Raw genomic sequence first — 13,546 nt, 5'->3', positions numbered from 1 at the left:
ATATTAAGATCCTGTTTGATAAGCAAAATAACAGTAAGTATGTGCAGGTTTTAAATCTCGGAAGAATTCCTCAATAATTGGGTCGCCAAATTCCACTAAATGATTACCTGCAAAGGAACTACCTGCGCGAAAATACACAATATTGTCATCCCCATTAAGCACCGATACTCGCCACATAAAAATCAAGTTATCGCGCGCTTCATTACGAAATTGTGCTAAATCCCCCGTTGTTGGTAAATCATTCGCAAGGGGAGAAAACTCTTTAATTTCGATACGATATCCAATACTTTCCGCAATCCGTTTAAAATAGGGAATGGATAAGCCCCCAATTGCATTTAACTTGGCAATAACACGTTTTACTCGTGCTTGATAGTTATTGGTATAATCTGTTTTTATGCCGCATAAATGTTCCCAATCGGACAACATCGTATTGGAGGTGGCAGGTTCAATAATTTGCAATAAATCCACCGCACTTTTTTGTAATCGGTCAAAGGCATTACCATCCACCTCACACTGTGCTAAAAAACGCTCTCCATTTACGTCGTATGAAACAGGCGGATAAAGTTTTGCTAACACCTTTTTGTGGTCAGTTTGCATTATGCCATCTCCGTAACGGTGATTTGACCTAACCGAAACCACTCAATTTTTGTACGCACATCTGCTTTTAGATTAGTGATAGGTGCCGTAAACTTACGGTCAACCACACCGACCAAGTTATTTACCACCGCTTCACATTGCGACACAATCAAATCATCGCCTGGGATTAACGTATTAAAATAATCCGCAAGTGCGGTGGAAATCGCTGCCTTAATTTCGGGTAAGGTCACGCCACTGATTTTTACCTGAATATTAAAATTGACTTTTGTTACATCAGGTTTCACCACTTTGCTTTCTCGCGCGGTCACAGGGCGCACATCGTCAATATATTCTTGGCAGCGACGTATTGTTTCATCGCTTGGCACATCGTTATTTGATGTGATCGCAATATCTACCGTACCAAGCCCACGACGCAATGGGTAAACATAAGCAGCATCCACGCCATCCACCGATAATGCCCATGTACGATAGTCATAACGATTGCCCCCAGCAGGTGGTCGGCGAATAATCTCAAGCAAACGTTCGAGCAAAGACGCATCGCTTTCCGCGTCCGTTGCACCAATTACATCATTTAGCACCACATCGGATTGCACGCCTAAAGGTGCTGCCATAAAGTTTGCTTTTGTCGCAGTTTTAATATTTTGGCTGGCACCTGTCGCAAGACTTCGCACGGTAACAACGGCAGAACCGCTTGCAGAAATCACCGCACTTTCGGTGGTTTCGTAAAATCGGTTATCGTCTGTTTTAATTTGTAATCCAACTTTAATCACCGCATCAGGGGTACCTGTCACTGTTGCGCCACGCCCACTAGCATAAGTCGCATTACGACGGCGAATACCACGCAAGCCAGCATGTTTTTCAAGAAAATCTGTGTCGGCAGTATCGGGAAAGAATTGTTTAATAATCCATTTTTGATGAGCATAAATACCTTCCGCTACAGCAGCAAGGCTACTGGCACGTGCATAATAGTCACTATCTATGCTCACATCAGCACTCGGCTCTAATGACTGCACATCGCGCAAAATCGCTTGGCGAATATCTTCTAAACTCGGCACAATAAACATGGTTTAAACCCTTTTTAAATGACTTTTACCGGGTGTTTAAAATGATAGGTTTCGCCCCGGTTATCTCGGATGGATATATCTAAAATCAATACACCGTTATGTGGTTGGGTATGATTGACAATAATTTCGTCCGCACGTCCATCATCAATCAAGGGTTGCAAGGCTTCTTCGGCATATTGTTGTGCAATTAAACCTATGTGCGACAAATCTTTTTCGCGCGGAATAAGATGGAGCAGAGAGCCTACACGCCCATCTGCCCACCAAGAGCCTAATGGTGTGGTCAATCTGATATACGCTGCATTGGCAAGCGTACTGATTTGTTTACTTGTATAGTCCCCGGTAAACGGGCTGATCTCTCTGTCCATATTGACAGGATAAGATAAGAGGTAAAAAGAAAGGAGATGCAGGGTTTCAGCATCTCCTTTAAGGTTAGATTATTCAGGTTTACTGGTTTTGCCTCCGCTATCGCCAGTATGTTTGTGGTTCCTTAACGAAATTGTACCAGCCTCCACGTCGCCGTCGGTCGTAAAGCTACCGCCACTTTGCTGTACATTACCAGTAAAGCTCGCACCACTGCCACCTTGCACAGCCATACCACCATTACCATTGATTTGCCCTTGGGCAGTAAAGACCTGATCGGTTTCAACCAGTGGACTTGATATATCCACTTTTGTTGCAGCGTTAATCTTTAATACATCACAATCAATCTCAATTAACCGCCCCTTTTTTAATACAATGCTAGAGCCACTTTCATCATAAATGGTCACTTCGCCACCTTGCAGATTTTTTACGCGGAAAGAACCGTTCTCGGTTGCAATCACAATACCGTGGGTAGTTTGTCCGCCAATGGGTAAAATCACCGCTTGCGTGTTTGCTGGAGGCACAGAAGTAAAGCCAAACTGCTGCATCAACTCTACATCTTGCAAGGTTTCATCGGCAAGCCCCGAAGCCTGAACTTTCTGAATATTGTCCGCACTTTTCACTAAGTGCAGCACACCGCGAAAGGCTTGACGGATTTCCTCTGCCGCACCTTGCGCCTTTTGTTGAATGACTTGGCTTAATCGTCTCATTTTGTCCCCTTAATTCGCAGCCACCCAGCTGCCATGTCCGTTAGTAGCCATTAATTTCTTGCCCTTACGCTTACGTGCTTTTTCTGCTTTTGCGTTGTAAGCGTCTGGTGTCCAAATGCCGTCTTGTTTAAAGCGTAGTTCCGTTTGTGTGCCAGCGTTTCGGCTCAGCATAAAACGTCGCCCCATTAAAAAGAAAATGGCATCAATCTCATATTCCTCGCAAATTACATGCACACGTTGCCCTGGTTGCCATAATGTGCCGTCTTGCATTTTGTGATCGGGAACAACGATAGTAAGGGTAAAACCTTCTAGCATACTGTCCGCAATGTATTTTTTCGCCCATTTTTGCAAGGCTTCCAAGTTATCTACATCAGATACCACCACGGTTTTCGGCTTGTAGATAGTCATTTCAGGATCGTGATAAACCCATTTCAGATCGTTTTTATTGTCTTGCCCTTGCTTGCCGTGGCTTTGTGCAAGAAAAGTGACTTCGCTAAACCGATTCGACACATCAAACGTTAAATCCGACTGCTCAAAGTTGTTTCGTTTGCCGTCTTTCATACAACACAAGGTCGCCACAGGTGGTGTGCTGTAATCCGCACCGCCCACAATCAGCTCTCCATTTGGCTCAAACCACAAGTGCAAGCCTGCCGAGTTCGCACAACGCATTGCCGCATTCCAAGCTGTTTCGCCTACGTCAATATCGACTTTATCTAATGTTGGATTATTTTCCGCACGCAATGCCACTTTTTTAATACCAAGTGGTTCAACAATTTTTTTTACCGCATCTAACACAGTCAAGCCTTTTACATTGGTAATGGGGGCAGAGCAATCCACAAGGATACTCGCACGGTCACGCCCATTGAGGCTATAAGTGCGGTTAGTTTTACTAATAGTGTGCTGTGTCGTATCCACGATGCCTGTCATCACCAATTCGCCATTAATGCGCACTTTCACTTCAGCCCCCGAAAAATCAGGTAAAACCGTACTGTTTGAAGGCACGCCCAAATCAAATTTAAAGGCGTCGGCAGGGATTAAAAAGTCACTATCAATATCATAACTTTTCCAGCTATTGTGGGCTTTACCGTCCACTTCCAGCGTAACATCATTTTCATAAGGGTAATTATTTGACATAGCTGTTTAACCACTCCCCACGCTCAACAAAATTCGGATAACGGATCTGCGGATTCAATCTTAATAATTCATCTGCACGTTTGTAATCCTGATAAAATGCATGTGCAATTTGTTGCACAGTACCGCTAAATGGCACCTCACGCACCATTAAAGGCGGTTTACGATTAATTGCCGCAAGGGCAAGTTGAGTAAACTTATGCGCTTTATTGCGTAATTGCTCTGCCGTATTGTGCGCAGCCGTATAAAAACTCGTATTAGGTGTGCTTAATACCGTGATATTTTCCCCACGATGTTCATCGTCTGCTTGTTTGCGTAACAATTGTAAATTATCCATAATTTGTGACCGCACTTGAGTCGTGATGTACTCAATATCCTGTGGCAATAAATCATCGTCCTCTACCAATTCAGTGGCAATACGCAACAAAGCAACACTAGAGGCTAACTGCATCATTAAATGCACAGATTCAGTATCGTCCTTACTAAAAGAGGTCGTTAATGATTTCAACGCCGCTTGTTCTTTGGCAGATTTAATATTCTTACCACTCACTAAATCAGCAGGAATATGCTTGATTTGACGTATTGTGCGGAGTACCTCATCAAATTTTGCACGCAGGGTTAAGTCCTTGCACGAAGCAATTTGGCGCAATCCAGAATCAATCATGGTTACCAAATCACGCACAGCACGGCTAGATTTTGCTTTAAAGTTATCTTGTGTCACGACAGGCGACACACCATACTTGGTTTTGTCAAAATCAAATAACCCGCGCACTTGCTCAAAACAGCCAAATAATGCGCCATAAACACCCAACAAACGTGATTTTGTATTAGCGGCAAAGGCAACAATCTCCATAAATTCGCCATACAATGCCATCACATCATCAACAAAATTTTCTAATTCAGTCAGTAAGGCATCTATTTTTGCCAATAGGGAATAATTAAAGACAAAAATCGGTTTAGCTGGCGTAGATTCAATAAAAGTCAAATCTAACGCCACATAATCAATCATTTCTGCTTCGTGGTGAAAACTCGCCCCAGTGCAAATCATATTTTGCAAACGCCCACGAATCGGATGCACTAATGTTGCTGCCCCTGATTTTTGTAACACGCTTAAAAACTTCTTAAAGTCCGTATAATAGCCTGTCCCATAAAATACGGCTTGCATACGCACGGTTAATGGATTTAATCCCAAATCTTCCACGTCTGCGCCATTGACGAAAGGATAAGCATGCTCAATGGTCGAGCGATAGACATCATCATCCACCGAAAGCACATCGAAACGCACGCCGCGAAAACTTGCACGTTGCACAGGCATTGTCCAACCCATAGTTACCCCCGTTTCATTGATTGATAGATATTTTCAGCAACCCCTTCATAAACAGGTCGCCCATCCATATCAATCTTAATTTGATTTTGAATTGTAAAATTTTGGCTTTCAATGGCGGTTTTTAATCCATCACTAATGGTTTGCCCAAAATGCTAAAAATCCGCTTGATAGTTAGCCAAGCTAGATAAATCACCCAGTGTGCGACTTAAAGCGGAGTCGGTGTCATTAGCCGCTACAGATAAACCTGAATAGCCTTTCCCCTGATTGCGAATTTCCGCAATTTTTACCGCACTTTGGCGCGTGCGCTCATCATATTGGGCTTGAGTGAGAGTGCCTAGCTCAAGGCGTAAAGCGGCAACTTCATCTTTACGTGCAATTTCAGCCACTTCGCCCGAGCGAGAAGCCGTCCCCCATACAGAATTTTTGTTATAACCGAAACCTTGCGGTGCGTAATGGGTTGTGGTCGGTTTATTGCCACCGTAAGCATTGGGATAAAATTGGTTTTCAAGCTGTTTTTCTTGAGCAGTTTTCGCCTCAGCTTTTTCTTCAGCCTTCGCTTCTTCCGTTGTACGTTGTTCTCCAGCAATCATTAAACCACTGGTAAAAAGTGCCCCTGCACTAAGAATACTGCCTAACTTACCGCCCCCTTTAATTTTTAAACCGTTTTTCCCTTTCCCTAGATTGCCAGCGACATCTGCTACATCACTAAGCCCAATTCCGCCTCGTTTAACGCCCAATAATGCTAATGCACCACTAGCCGCAATCGCAGCCGTACTTAATGCTGTAATAACGGTGCCAGCTGTAGTCAGTGTAGAGGTTAAATCAGGATAGGCTTTCGCATATTCAGCCAGTTTTGTAGCCGCATCACCAAGAGCATCATTAAAACTTTTCATGCCTTCCATTTGTGCAAATTCAACTGCATTTTTAGCTTGTTCTACTTTTGCACTGTTAGTTGACATCACAACTTTATGGGACTTATCTGTAGCGCCTTCAGAATTCGTGACTTCTTCTTTTACTTGCTTGCCTAGTTCAACATTGTTGCGAATCCCAAGAAGTGCCATTAAGGCTTGACGGTCAGAAATAATCTGCCCAATGGCCGTACCTTCTACTAAGTTTGTCATTTGTTCTATTAAGGCTTGCTGTTCTTCTTTTTTGGCTGTTTTCAATTTCGCTTTTAAGGCTTGATAACGTTTGTCTTCTCCTACGACCATATCCATAATAGAACCAAAGGCCTCAATAGAATTCTTACCTTGTTTCTTCTCATTCTCCATGGATTTAATAAAATCAATGCCGTGGGTTTTCCCATCTTTGCCTTTAATTTCTAATTTAGAAAAACGATCTGCAGTCTCTTTAGACGTAAGTTTGGCGAGTAAATTAACCAGGTTATTACCTGCTTCATCACTTGTCCCTGCGGTAACACGCGCTTGTTGGTTTGCGACTAATAATGCTTCAAAGCCATCCATGCCCGAAAGCCCAGCCGATTTAGCTGCCGCCATTTGTTGTGGAAGCCAACGTGCCATATCGGCAAGTTCAAAGTTACCCGCTTGCCCAGCAGCCACAGCCTTATCTAATACCGCACCAATTTGATCTTCGCTGATGCCAAATTGCTGCATAGCGGAAATTGCAATCGCCGATAAATCTTCTGTACTTGCACCTGTTGCCACCGCACCTTTTTGTAAAGTAGGCAATAACTTCATTGCGGTTTCAGCTTTCACAGTACCGGAGGCTAATAACTTATCTAATGCGCCCAAGGCTTCTTCTTTCGTCCCCCTCCAGTTTCTACCGCACTTTTCACCGCATCATGTAATTCTTTCTTTCCTGCAATTCGCCCAGCTACGTCTCGGTCGGAGAAGGCAGTATTGGATACCATCGCTAAGCGTCGGTCATAGTCCATTTCCTTTTTCATAGGTTGTGCCATCACCATAGCTCCAGCCGCCATGCCTGCGCCCACACTAGCAATGGCAGTTCCAACATTGCCTAATCGTTGCCCCCACGTGGTTTTCCCCATTTCCGCATTAAGCCCAGCAATTTTTGAGCGCGTCGCTTCAGCCTCACGCGCTAATTCGCGACTAGTGGCTGTGCCACTACGTTTTAATCGGTTATAAGCGGCAATGGTATGATTAATTTCTTGTTGGATTTTATGTTAACTTCGCACACCTAACCTTTCACGCGCTTGAGCCATAGCACGTGTGCTTTGCGTAATCTGCGATTGCGCTCGTCGAAACACACGACTTGCTTGGTCTTGCGCTTTCAGCTTCAACGCTAAATTCAACTCAGCCATTTTTAAACCCTCTTTAAACTCATTTTAAATCCACAAAAAAAGGGGCTTACGCCCCCTTAGTTTTACGACGCATAAGGTTGTAATGCACCGTGTTGCCTTTTTCTGACTGAGTTTTAATACCTTGCGAATATTGCCAACTTGCCACCCACGCAGCAACTTCAGCGTGACACATTGCTCGTACTTCTTCAGCAGTAAACCCAAATTTAGCCAATAAAATAACCGCACTTCGGTAATTCTTCTCGGCATCAAACACACCGTAATGTTGTTTTATTCGGTTTCGGCTTTGCTCGGGTTTTCCCCAGCGTCGATGTGCTTTTTTCGTAGTTCAGCGATAGCTTGCGTAATCAGCACATAATCATCCGTGGCAAGGTTATCCAGTAAAAACTGTGGCGTGAGCTTATCTTGCGCAATACCGATAATATCAAGCTGTTCAGATAAATAAGCCAAGTCCACGAGCATTTGCTCCGCTTTCGTGAGGTTTTCTTTCTCATCTAAACCAAGCTCGGCGACTTTCTCAAGGGCAGCACATTCGCCACCCAAGGTTAGTAATCGCACGTCAAAGTCAAAATAACGCTTGTCTTCATAAGAGATACCAAGAAGTAAACGCATTATTCTTTTACCTCTTTAAGCGCATTCATCTGGATATCAATAACGGCTTCGTTATCCACCGTGTATTTCTCGCCTACTTGGGTAGTAAAGCAACCAAGGTAAGACGTACGCTTATCTTCTTGATTAAGCGGATATACCGTGATTTTCGCATCACTGATACCAGCCCAATCAATCTCTGAACCATCAATCGGCAGAGCAGCAGTCACTGACAGCTCCCAGGTCGTAATGCCTTTAGCAAAGCCACGTGCACGACCTTCAGAGTTCATAGTTTTGACTAATTTACGCCCAGTTTGTTTTGTGACATTTAAATCGGTAATTTCAAATTCAACGCCATTTACTTCTAACACCGCCATTCCAGCATATTTTTCCATTTACGCCCCCTATAAAATTAAATCAATTCGGTTAGCGACAACGTGCAAGCCATTTACCACATCGGCTGGGATTGCCGTATCTAAACGATTTGGATCTTTGCCATTGCGAACAACAAGCAATTTACCCTTGTTCGCATCCACATTTTCTAAAATCTCTTGTTGCTCTAAACGATAGAGCACATCAAGGATTTCCGACCGCACTTTTGGTGGGGTGCGATTAGATAATTTCGCACGAGGGAAACGTAACTCAATACGCTGTTCAATGGCTTTACGCGTATAATCAAGTGTGCGAATTGTGGTTAAATCTAACCACGCAGGATCATCTACATTCGCAGGTGACTTGGTATAAGTCGTAATTGCACGCATAATTTGCACACGATTATTTACCACTGTAATAGGGGTTAAACCGTGGAATAACGCCTGATTGACTTCGGTTTTTAACGGTGTTTGAGTGGCATCAACAGGGGTTAAACCTTTAATCTCAAGTGTATTTAACGGTTTAGCTGGGTCTTCTTCGCCTGCAATAACCGCCCCATATCCCGCAGCGATTAAGGCATTAGATTCCACCGCCCCTTTATACCAACCCACTGTAATACGGTTAGCATTAATTTTCTCGGTATAAGTGGTACCGCTTGCCAACGTACCATTAAAACCTAATACGCCAACACCTGGTTTTTTCTCAACAGGACTTGCTACCGACTCTAAATGTTCGCGCAAAGCTTTCGCATTTTTATCATCCGCAAAAGGGGAGATAATCACGTGATAATGCTGACCAGCTACAGATGCTAATGCCGCTGCTAAATCGGCATTTTCGGCACCATTTGCAAGGGCAGAAACATTCACTGCCATATCATTTACGCTTAATGTGGCATTGACACTAATCTCATTGCCAATTTCGCCTTTACATTTTGCGGTAAGCGTCACGGTACCTTCATTGACTGTTGCACTGACAGGACAATATTCCCCGGCATTAATCACAGCATTTAAACGGGCGGCAATGTTGGCGGCGGTTTCCGATTTAGCGATTGCTACCGCATAATCAAGACCACCAATGACAACTTTAAGCACACCTGCATTGCTTGCTGTGCCTGTTAGCGTAATGGTGCCAGTTGCCGCCACACCTGAATCACTCTCTTTTAAACCAATCACCGTTAAACGAATCATGGCATTATTTTGGATAGCAATACGCGCCATTAAGTGAGCCCAAGACCCAGCACCAAATGTATTTTTTGCATCTACATCCGAATAAATCGGTGTCGGTGCGCTAAATGCTTTTGTTGCATTTAACATTGGTGCCACAATTAAGACGTTTTGCTCATTTGTTGGCAAAGTACTCACTGCATTGCGTGAGTTGTATTCTGTATAAACACCCGGTTTACGAAGACTCGTCGGGATATTATCAAAATCAATATTCATTTCAGCCATTGTCTTTCTCCTTTTCTTTACGAGAACGTGTTGCTGTGATTACAATCAAATCGCCATCATTAATACGACGTTGATAATAAATCGACGGCTCTACCTCTACCGGTACTTGTTCAATATAGGTATAAGGCTGATGTTCCATCGGCACCTTAATGCCTATTGCTGCTTTCACTTTCATTTTGTGTCTCCACCTCAAACGGCACTTTGGCACCGCTTATTGGGTCATAAATGTTGTTACCAATACGTTCTAACATCGGATCTGGTGGCGATAGCTCGCCATGATAATGCGTAAACAAATAATCAGGATTTTTGCTATCCTGCGTCATTTCAGGATAACGGCCATCTTCTAATGGGCTCAAATCGTCATAGACTGCGTCATACTCAATCGCATAAGCCGTTATCGCCCCACCTTTAAAAGTGGCATTATTAAAGAGCGTACGCACCCTTGTCGGTTTCAATGGCTTGACTAATTGCCCCAAGGTTTGCGCATCTAACAAACGGCGTACTGCTGTAATCAACTGATTAACGCCCACCTCTCGTTTATCAGCTCCGCCTTGTCGTGCAGCAATATTGCTACGCAAGCTATTTACTGCCACGATAATGACAAAGTTTGCTGTGGATTGATGACGCTTCAAATTAGTGCCCATACGTTCGATACGTGCGCCCCCAAAAGTGACTAAACACATCGGCAAACGTGATGTCCCAAGACTTTCATCATCGAGCTCGCCACCGTAGCTTTTAACGGTATTGACTAAACGCCCTAAGCCACGCTGTAGGCGTTCTACAAGAGCATTTTCAATTTGAGTGATCACGCGCAAAAATCCTGTTTTTCGGATTAGTAAAAATCACGCCATTGTCGTGTTCGTTGGCATCATTATTCTCTGTAGGCGGCAACCCAAGCGAAATCTTACCCACACTAATATCCTCAAGTTCTTTTAAACTTAATTTATATCGGGTAATAATTTCTTCTGTAATCGTCACATGAGACATACTCGCTAAACGATAACGAGCCAAATCACAACAAAGTCGCACTAAGTTTTGTGGCACACTCACAAGAGGGAGGGTATAACGTGCTGCCAAATAACCATCAATTTGGCTTGAGCTGTCAGACAATGCGACATCAAGCAAATTGTCATTAACTTGCCCAGTCAAATCGAGGTCGGTCAGCTCAATGGCTTGCACTTCCCCTACACGTAACACAAAATCTTCTGCACTGGCGTAATGCATCACTCATCCTTATTTATCGCAGATGGGAATAAGTTCTAACCATGGGTCTTCAGCAAGCATAATGACTTGCTCACCTGTCAAGTTTTCAACTGGAATTTCCACCGAACTTTCTTTGTTAAAACGATAGCCGCAGCGACCATAAGAGGCTTGCGGATGAATTGCACGTAACCTTACCGCATAGGCAATAGGATGAATCGCATCACTACCTTTGGGCGTGTCATCCAACTCGTCTAAAGTGCGGTCGGTTTCTGTGGTGTTTTCCGCAGAATCGGTTTTCACTTCATCGTCTGTCTTGTTTTGCTGTTTCTTTGCCATAGTTTCCTCCTAGTCATTTCTTGCCTTCCCTCGTAAGTGGGGGAAGGCAAGAAAAGAGACGGATTACTCCACAATCTGTGAAGACACCATCACTTTAAGCGTCCCTTTCAACACATTGCTGGTACCGTTGATAATATCGGCTTCCACTAAACGTTTTGCTGTATATTCAAGTGTAGGTGGCACTAAAATCACATTTGGGCGAATGTTCAATAACTTGCCGCCATCGCCTTTTAAGGATTTCATTTTTGCCAACACGCCCATTAAGACCTCTTCAGTTAATTCGCTGTCTTCTACACGATGAGCAAGTTGCCAGAATGCAAAACCTGCATTACCACGCGCACGCACGCCCCAAATATAGGTATCTTCCATAAATACCGTATCGGATTTAGACGGATCAAATTTCGTCTCAATTTCAGGGGTTAAGCGTTCTTGCCAAATAAATGGCTTCACGGCATTCGTCGTATCCAACAAATAAAACGCTGGTTTTCCTGCTGCACTGCCTTTGGTAATATTACTTTGCGTGGTTTGATTGCCTGTGCCATCGACTTCCGCAAACACAGGATGATCATCATCAAAGAAATTCTGCCCGTCATAGCAAAGGGTGCTTTTACCTTGTTTAATTAAGCCAAAGACTAAATCATCAGGTAATTCCGCCGCACTTTGTCCCATTTGTTTTACCATCGGACTAAATAAGCCGACCTGGTCGTCTTCAATATTGGTGCGAGGGATAGCAACAGTGCTTTCAAACAACTTATTCGATACTTGCATACCTTGCGCTTGCATTTTGCGTAAACGACGTTTACCCACCCATTCTTGCAATTTTGGGAAATGCCCTAACCAACCGTAAGTATTGGTTTCGGTAGAACTTGCAATCTTCATCGCAATTTCTGACCATTGAGGATTAATCACGTTTAAACCGCTTGTAAAGTCTTTTTTAAAGGCTTCATCAAGGGCTTTTAAAAGTTCCGATTTTTTGAATTTATCCATTATTTTTGCTCCTTATAGGTTGCCATATAATCTTTTTCGCTTAAGCCTAACGCTTTTGCTGCGGCACTCTCTGCAGCACTTAACGCTGCCACTTTCTGCTCTGGATCGCCTTTTGCTTGTGGCTCACCACTTAATGCGGCCATTGCAGGTGCTTTTTCTAAGTAAGCACTTAATGCCTCAACAGATAAACTTTGCGCCCAATCTTTTAATGCAGGAGCCAGTTTGCCTTGCGATAATGCCGCTGTGATCAATGCCGCTTTCTTGTCCGCTTCTACAGATGTTTTAAGCGCATTAAAATCAGCCTGTAATGCGGCTATCTGTTCGACTGGCACAAATTTAGCAGGATCAGGATTGCCCACTTGTGTGGATAACGCTGCTACCGATTGTTCTTTTTCAGCTAATTTTGCGTAAACATCTAACACGTCCACAGAGCTATCGCCTTTAGCTGCCGAAAGTGCGGTCACTTTCTCCGTAATGTCAGCCTCACTTGCATCTGCTTTTAAAACAAACAGTGTGCATAATGCTGCTAATAATTTTTTATCCATTGGATTGTCCTCTTGTAACAAATTCACGCTGGCTGCCACCATTGCTTCCTCCATGCCATCTAAAGCAGGCGTATTGGTTAATGCAGCATGAAAGATCTTGCGAACATAGCCCTCTGTGTCGTAAGCAAACACAGCCGAGATATAACGATATTCGCCATTTTTGATATAGTCTGCGGCTTTATCAGTCCAACGCACATCAGCAAAAATCCCTTGTGGGGTAAAATAGAAATATTCCATCCAGCCCGCACTCGGTGCTTCTTTGCCATTTTTTAGGGAGTGAATAATTTGGTGTTCGTAGTCAATAGGGAGGGGATTGCGTTGATTATTTGCCAACGCCACCACATCCGCGCCATTTGTATCTGTTACATACCATGCCTCCACATCGGTTGGTCTGCCGTCTGTGGCGCGAAATTTGCCATAAGGTAAAAGTTGGATACGACCATACTTCGCCTTATCAATTTCAAAACTACAAGCGGCAACGGTTAATTTCATCTGAAACCATCCTTAAAAACTCAATTTAGGATGGCAGAATATCGAATTGAACGAGATAACAAGAGATGACTGGCTTCAGCGCAACCAAATCATTTGAAATGTTAGACA

16 protein-coding genes and 1 pseudogene are annotated in these 13,546 nt (G+C 43.6%); all 17 read right to left on the bottom strand.

Annotation, left to right across the window (positions count from 1 at the left end; all coding sequences use genetic code 11):
- Window positions 1-3: 3 nt before the first annotated feature.
- Window positions 4-600, bottom strand: a complete 597-nt coding sequence (locus ACPT8O_RS08640) for a YmfQ family protein (protein WP_172454002.1) — start codon at window positions 598-600, stop codon at window positions 4-6.
- Window positions 597-1,661, bottom strand: a complete 1,065-nt coding sequence (locus ACPT8O_RS08635) for a baseplate J/gp47 family protein (protein WP_021034866.1) — start codon at window positions 1,659-1,661, stop codon at window positions 597-599. The genes ACPT8O_RS08640 and ACPT8O_RS08635 overlap by 4 nt, the downstream gene beginning before the upstream one ends.
- Window positions 1,662-1,675: 14 nt before the next feature.
- Window positions 1,676-2,026 (bottom strand): phage GP46 family protein, encoded by a 351-nt coding sequence (locus ACPT8O_RS08630; protein ID WP_041175293.1) that lies wholly within the window; start codon window positions 2,024-2,026, stop codon window positions 1,676-1,678.
- A gap of 69 nt (window positions 2,027-2,095) precedes the next feature.
- The gene (locus ACPT8O_RS08625; RefSeq protein WP_021034868.1) at window positions 2,096-2,731 is read right to left on the bottom strand and encodes a phage baseplate assembly protein V; all 636 of its coding nucleotides are present in this window, start codon (window positions 2,729-2,731) and stop codon (window positions 2,096-2,098) included.
- A 9-nt stretch (window positions 2,732-2,740) separates the two neighbouring features.
- Window positions 2,741-3,865 carry a phage baseplate assembly protein gene (locus tag ACPT8O_RS08620; protein ID WP_021034869.1) on the bottom strand — a complete coding sequence of 375 codons (1,125 nt, stop codon included), beginning with the start codon at window positions 3,863-3,865 and terminating at the stop codon, window positions 2,741-2,743.
- Entirely contained in the window at window positions 3,855-5,189 is a 1,335-nt protein-coding gene (locus tag ACPT8O_RS08615; protein WP_021034870.1) for a DNA circularization protein, read from the bottom strand. The genes ACPT8O_RS08620 and ACPT8O_RS08615 overlap by 11 nt, the downstream gene beginning before the upstream one ends.
- 2 nt (window positions 5,190-5,191) lie before the next feature.
- Window positions 5,192-7,470: pseudogene (locus ACPT8O_RS08610) on the bottom strand (phage tail tape measure protein).
- Between the two features lie 46 nt (window positions 7,471-7,516).
- The gene (locus tag ACPT8O_RS08605) at window positions 7,517-7,681 is read right to left on the bottom strand and encodes a hypothetical protein (RefSeq protein ID WP_218834128.1); all 165 of its coding nucleotides are present in this window, start codon (window positions 7,679-7,681) and stop codon (window positions 7,517-7,519) included.
- Window positions 7,682-7,737: 56 nt separating this feature from the next.
- The gene (locus tag ACPT8O_RS08600) at window positions 7,738-8,079 is read right to left on the bottom strand and encodes a hypothetical protein (RefSeq protein ID WP_021034874.1); all 342 of its coding nucleotides are present in this window, start codon (window positions 8,077-8,079) and stop codon (window positions 7,738-7,740) included.
- Window positions 8,079-8,450, bottom strand: a complete 372-nt coding sequence (locus tag ACPT8O_RS08595) for a hypothetical protein (RefSeq protein ID WP_021034875.1) — start codon at window positions 8,448-8,450, stop codon at window positions 8,079-8,081. The genes ACPT8O_RS08600 and ACPT8O_RS08595 overlap by 1 nt, the downstream gene beginning before the upstream one ends.
- A 9-nt stretch (window positions 8,451-8,459) precedes the next feature.
- Window positions 8,460-9,875, bottom strand: coding sequence for a phage tail sheath subtilisin-like domain-containing protein (locus ACPT8O_RS08590; RefSeq protein ID WP_021034876.1), 1,416 nt, complete (start codon window positions 9,873-9,875; stop codon window positions 8,460-8,462).
- A complete protein-coding gene (locus ACPT8O_RS08585; protein ID WP_041175294.1) occupies window positions 9,868-10,050 on the bottom strand; it encodes a DUF2635 domain-containing protein in 183 nt (60 codons plus the stop codon). Before ACPT8O_RS08585 ends, ACPT8O_RS08590 begins: the two co-directional genes overlap by 8 nt.
- A complete protein-coding gene (locus tag ACPT8O_RS08580; RefSeq protein ID WP_021034878.1) occupies window positions 10,022-10,684 on the bottom strand; it encodes a DUF1834 family protein in 663 nt (220 codons plus the stop codon). The genes ACPT8O_RS08585 and ACPT8O_RS08580 overlap by 29 nt, the downstream gene beginning before the upstream one ends.
- Entirely contained in the window at window positions 10,668-11,099 is a 432-nt protein-coding gene (locus ACPT8O_RS08575) for a gp436 family protein (RefSeq protein WP_021034879.1), read from the bottom strand. The genes ACPT8O_RS08580 and ACPT8O_RS08575 overlap by 17 nt, the downstream gene beginning before the upstream one ends.
- A gap of 9 nt (window positions 11,100-11,108) precedes the next feature.
- Window positions 11,109-11,414, bottom strand: a complete 306-nt coding sequence (locus ACPT8O_RS08570) for a hypothetical protein (protein ID WP_021034880.1) — start codon at window positions 11,412-11,414, stop codon at window positions 11,109-11,111.
- 63 nt (window positions 11,415-11,477) lie between these two features.
- Window positions 11,478-12,401 (bottom strand): Mu-like prophage major head subunit gpT family protein, encoded by a 924-nt coding sequence (locus tag ACPT8O_RS08565; protein ID WP_021034881.1) that lies wholly within the window; start codon window positions 12,399-12,401, stop codon window positions 11,478-11,480.
- Entirely contained in the window at window positions 12,401-13,438 is a 1,038-nt protein-coding gene (locus ACPT8O_RS08560; protein ID WP_021034882.1) for a phage protease, read from the bottom strand. Before ACPT8O_RS08560 ends, ACPT8O_RS08565 begins: the two co-directional genes overlap by 1 nt.
- Between the last annotated feature and the right edge of the window lie 108 nt (window positions 13,439-13,546).

It is taken from the genome of Haemophilus sp. HN_Hi08 (assembly GCF_049824455.1).
Classification (GTDB): domain Bacteria; phylum Pseudomonadota; class Gammaproteobacteria; order Enterobacterales; family Pasteurellaceae; genus Haemophilus; species Haemophilus influenzae_D.
The sequence above is the reverse complement of the archived record's forward strand: the minus strand, read 5'-3'. Positions and strand labels throughout refer to the sequence as shown.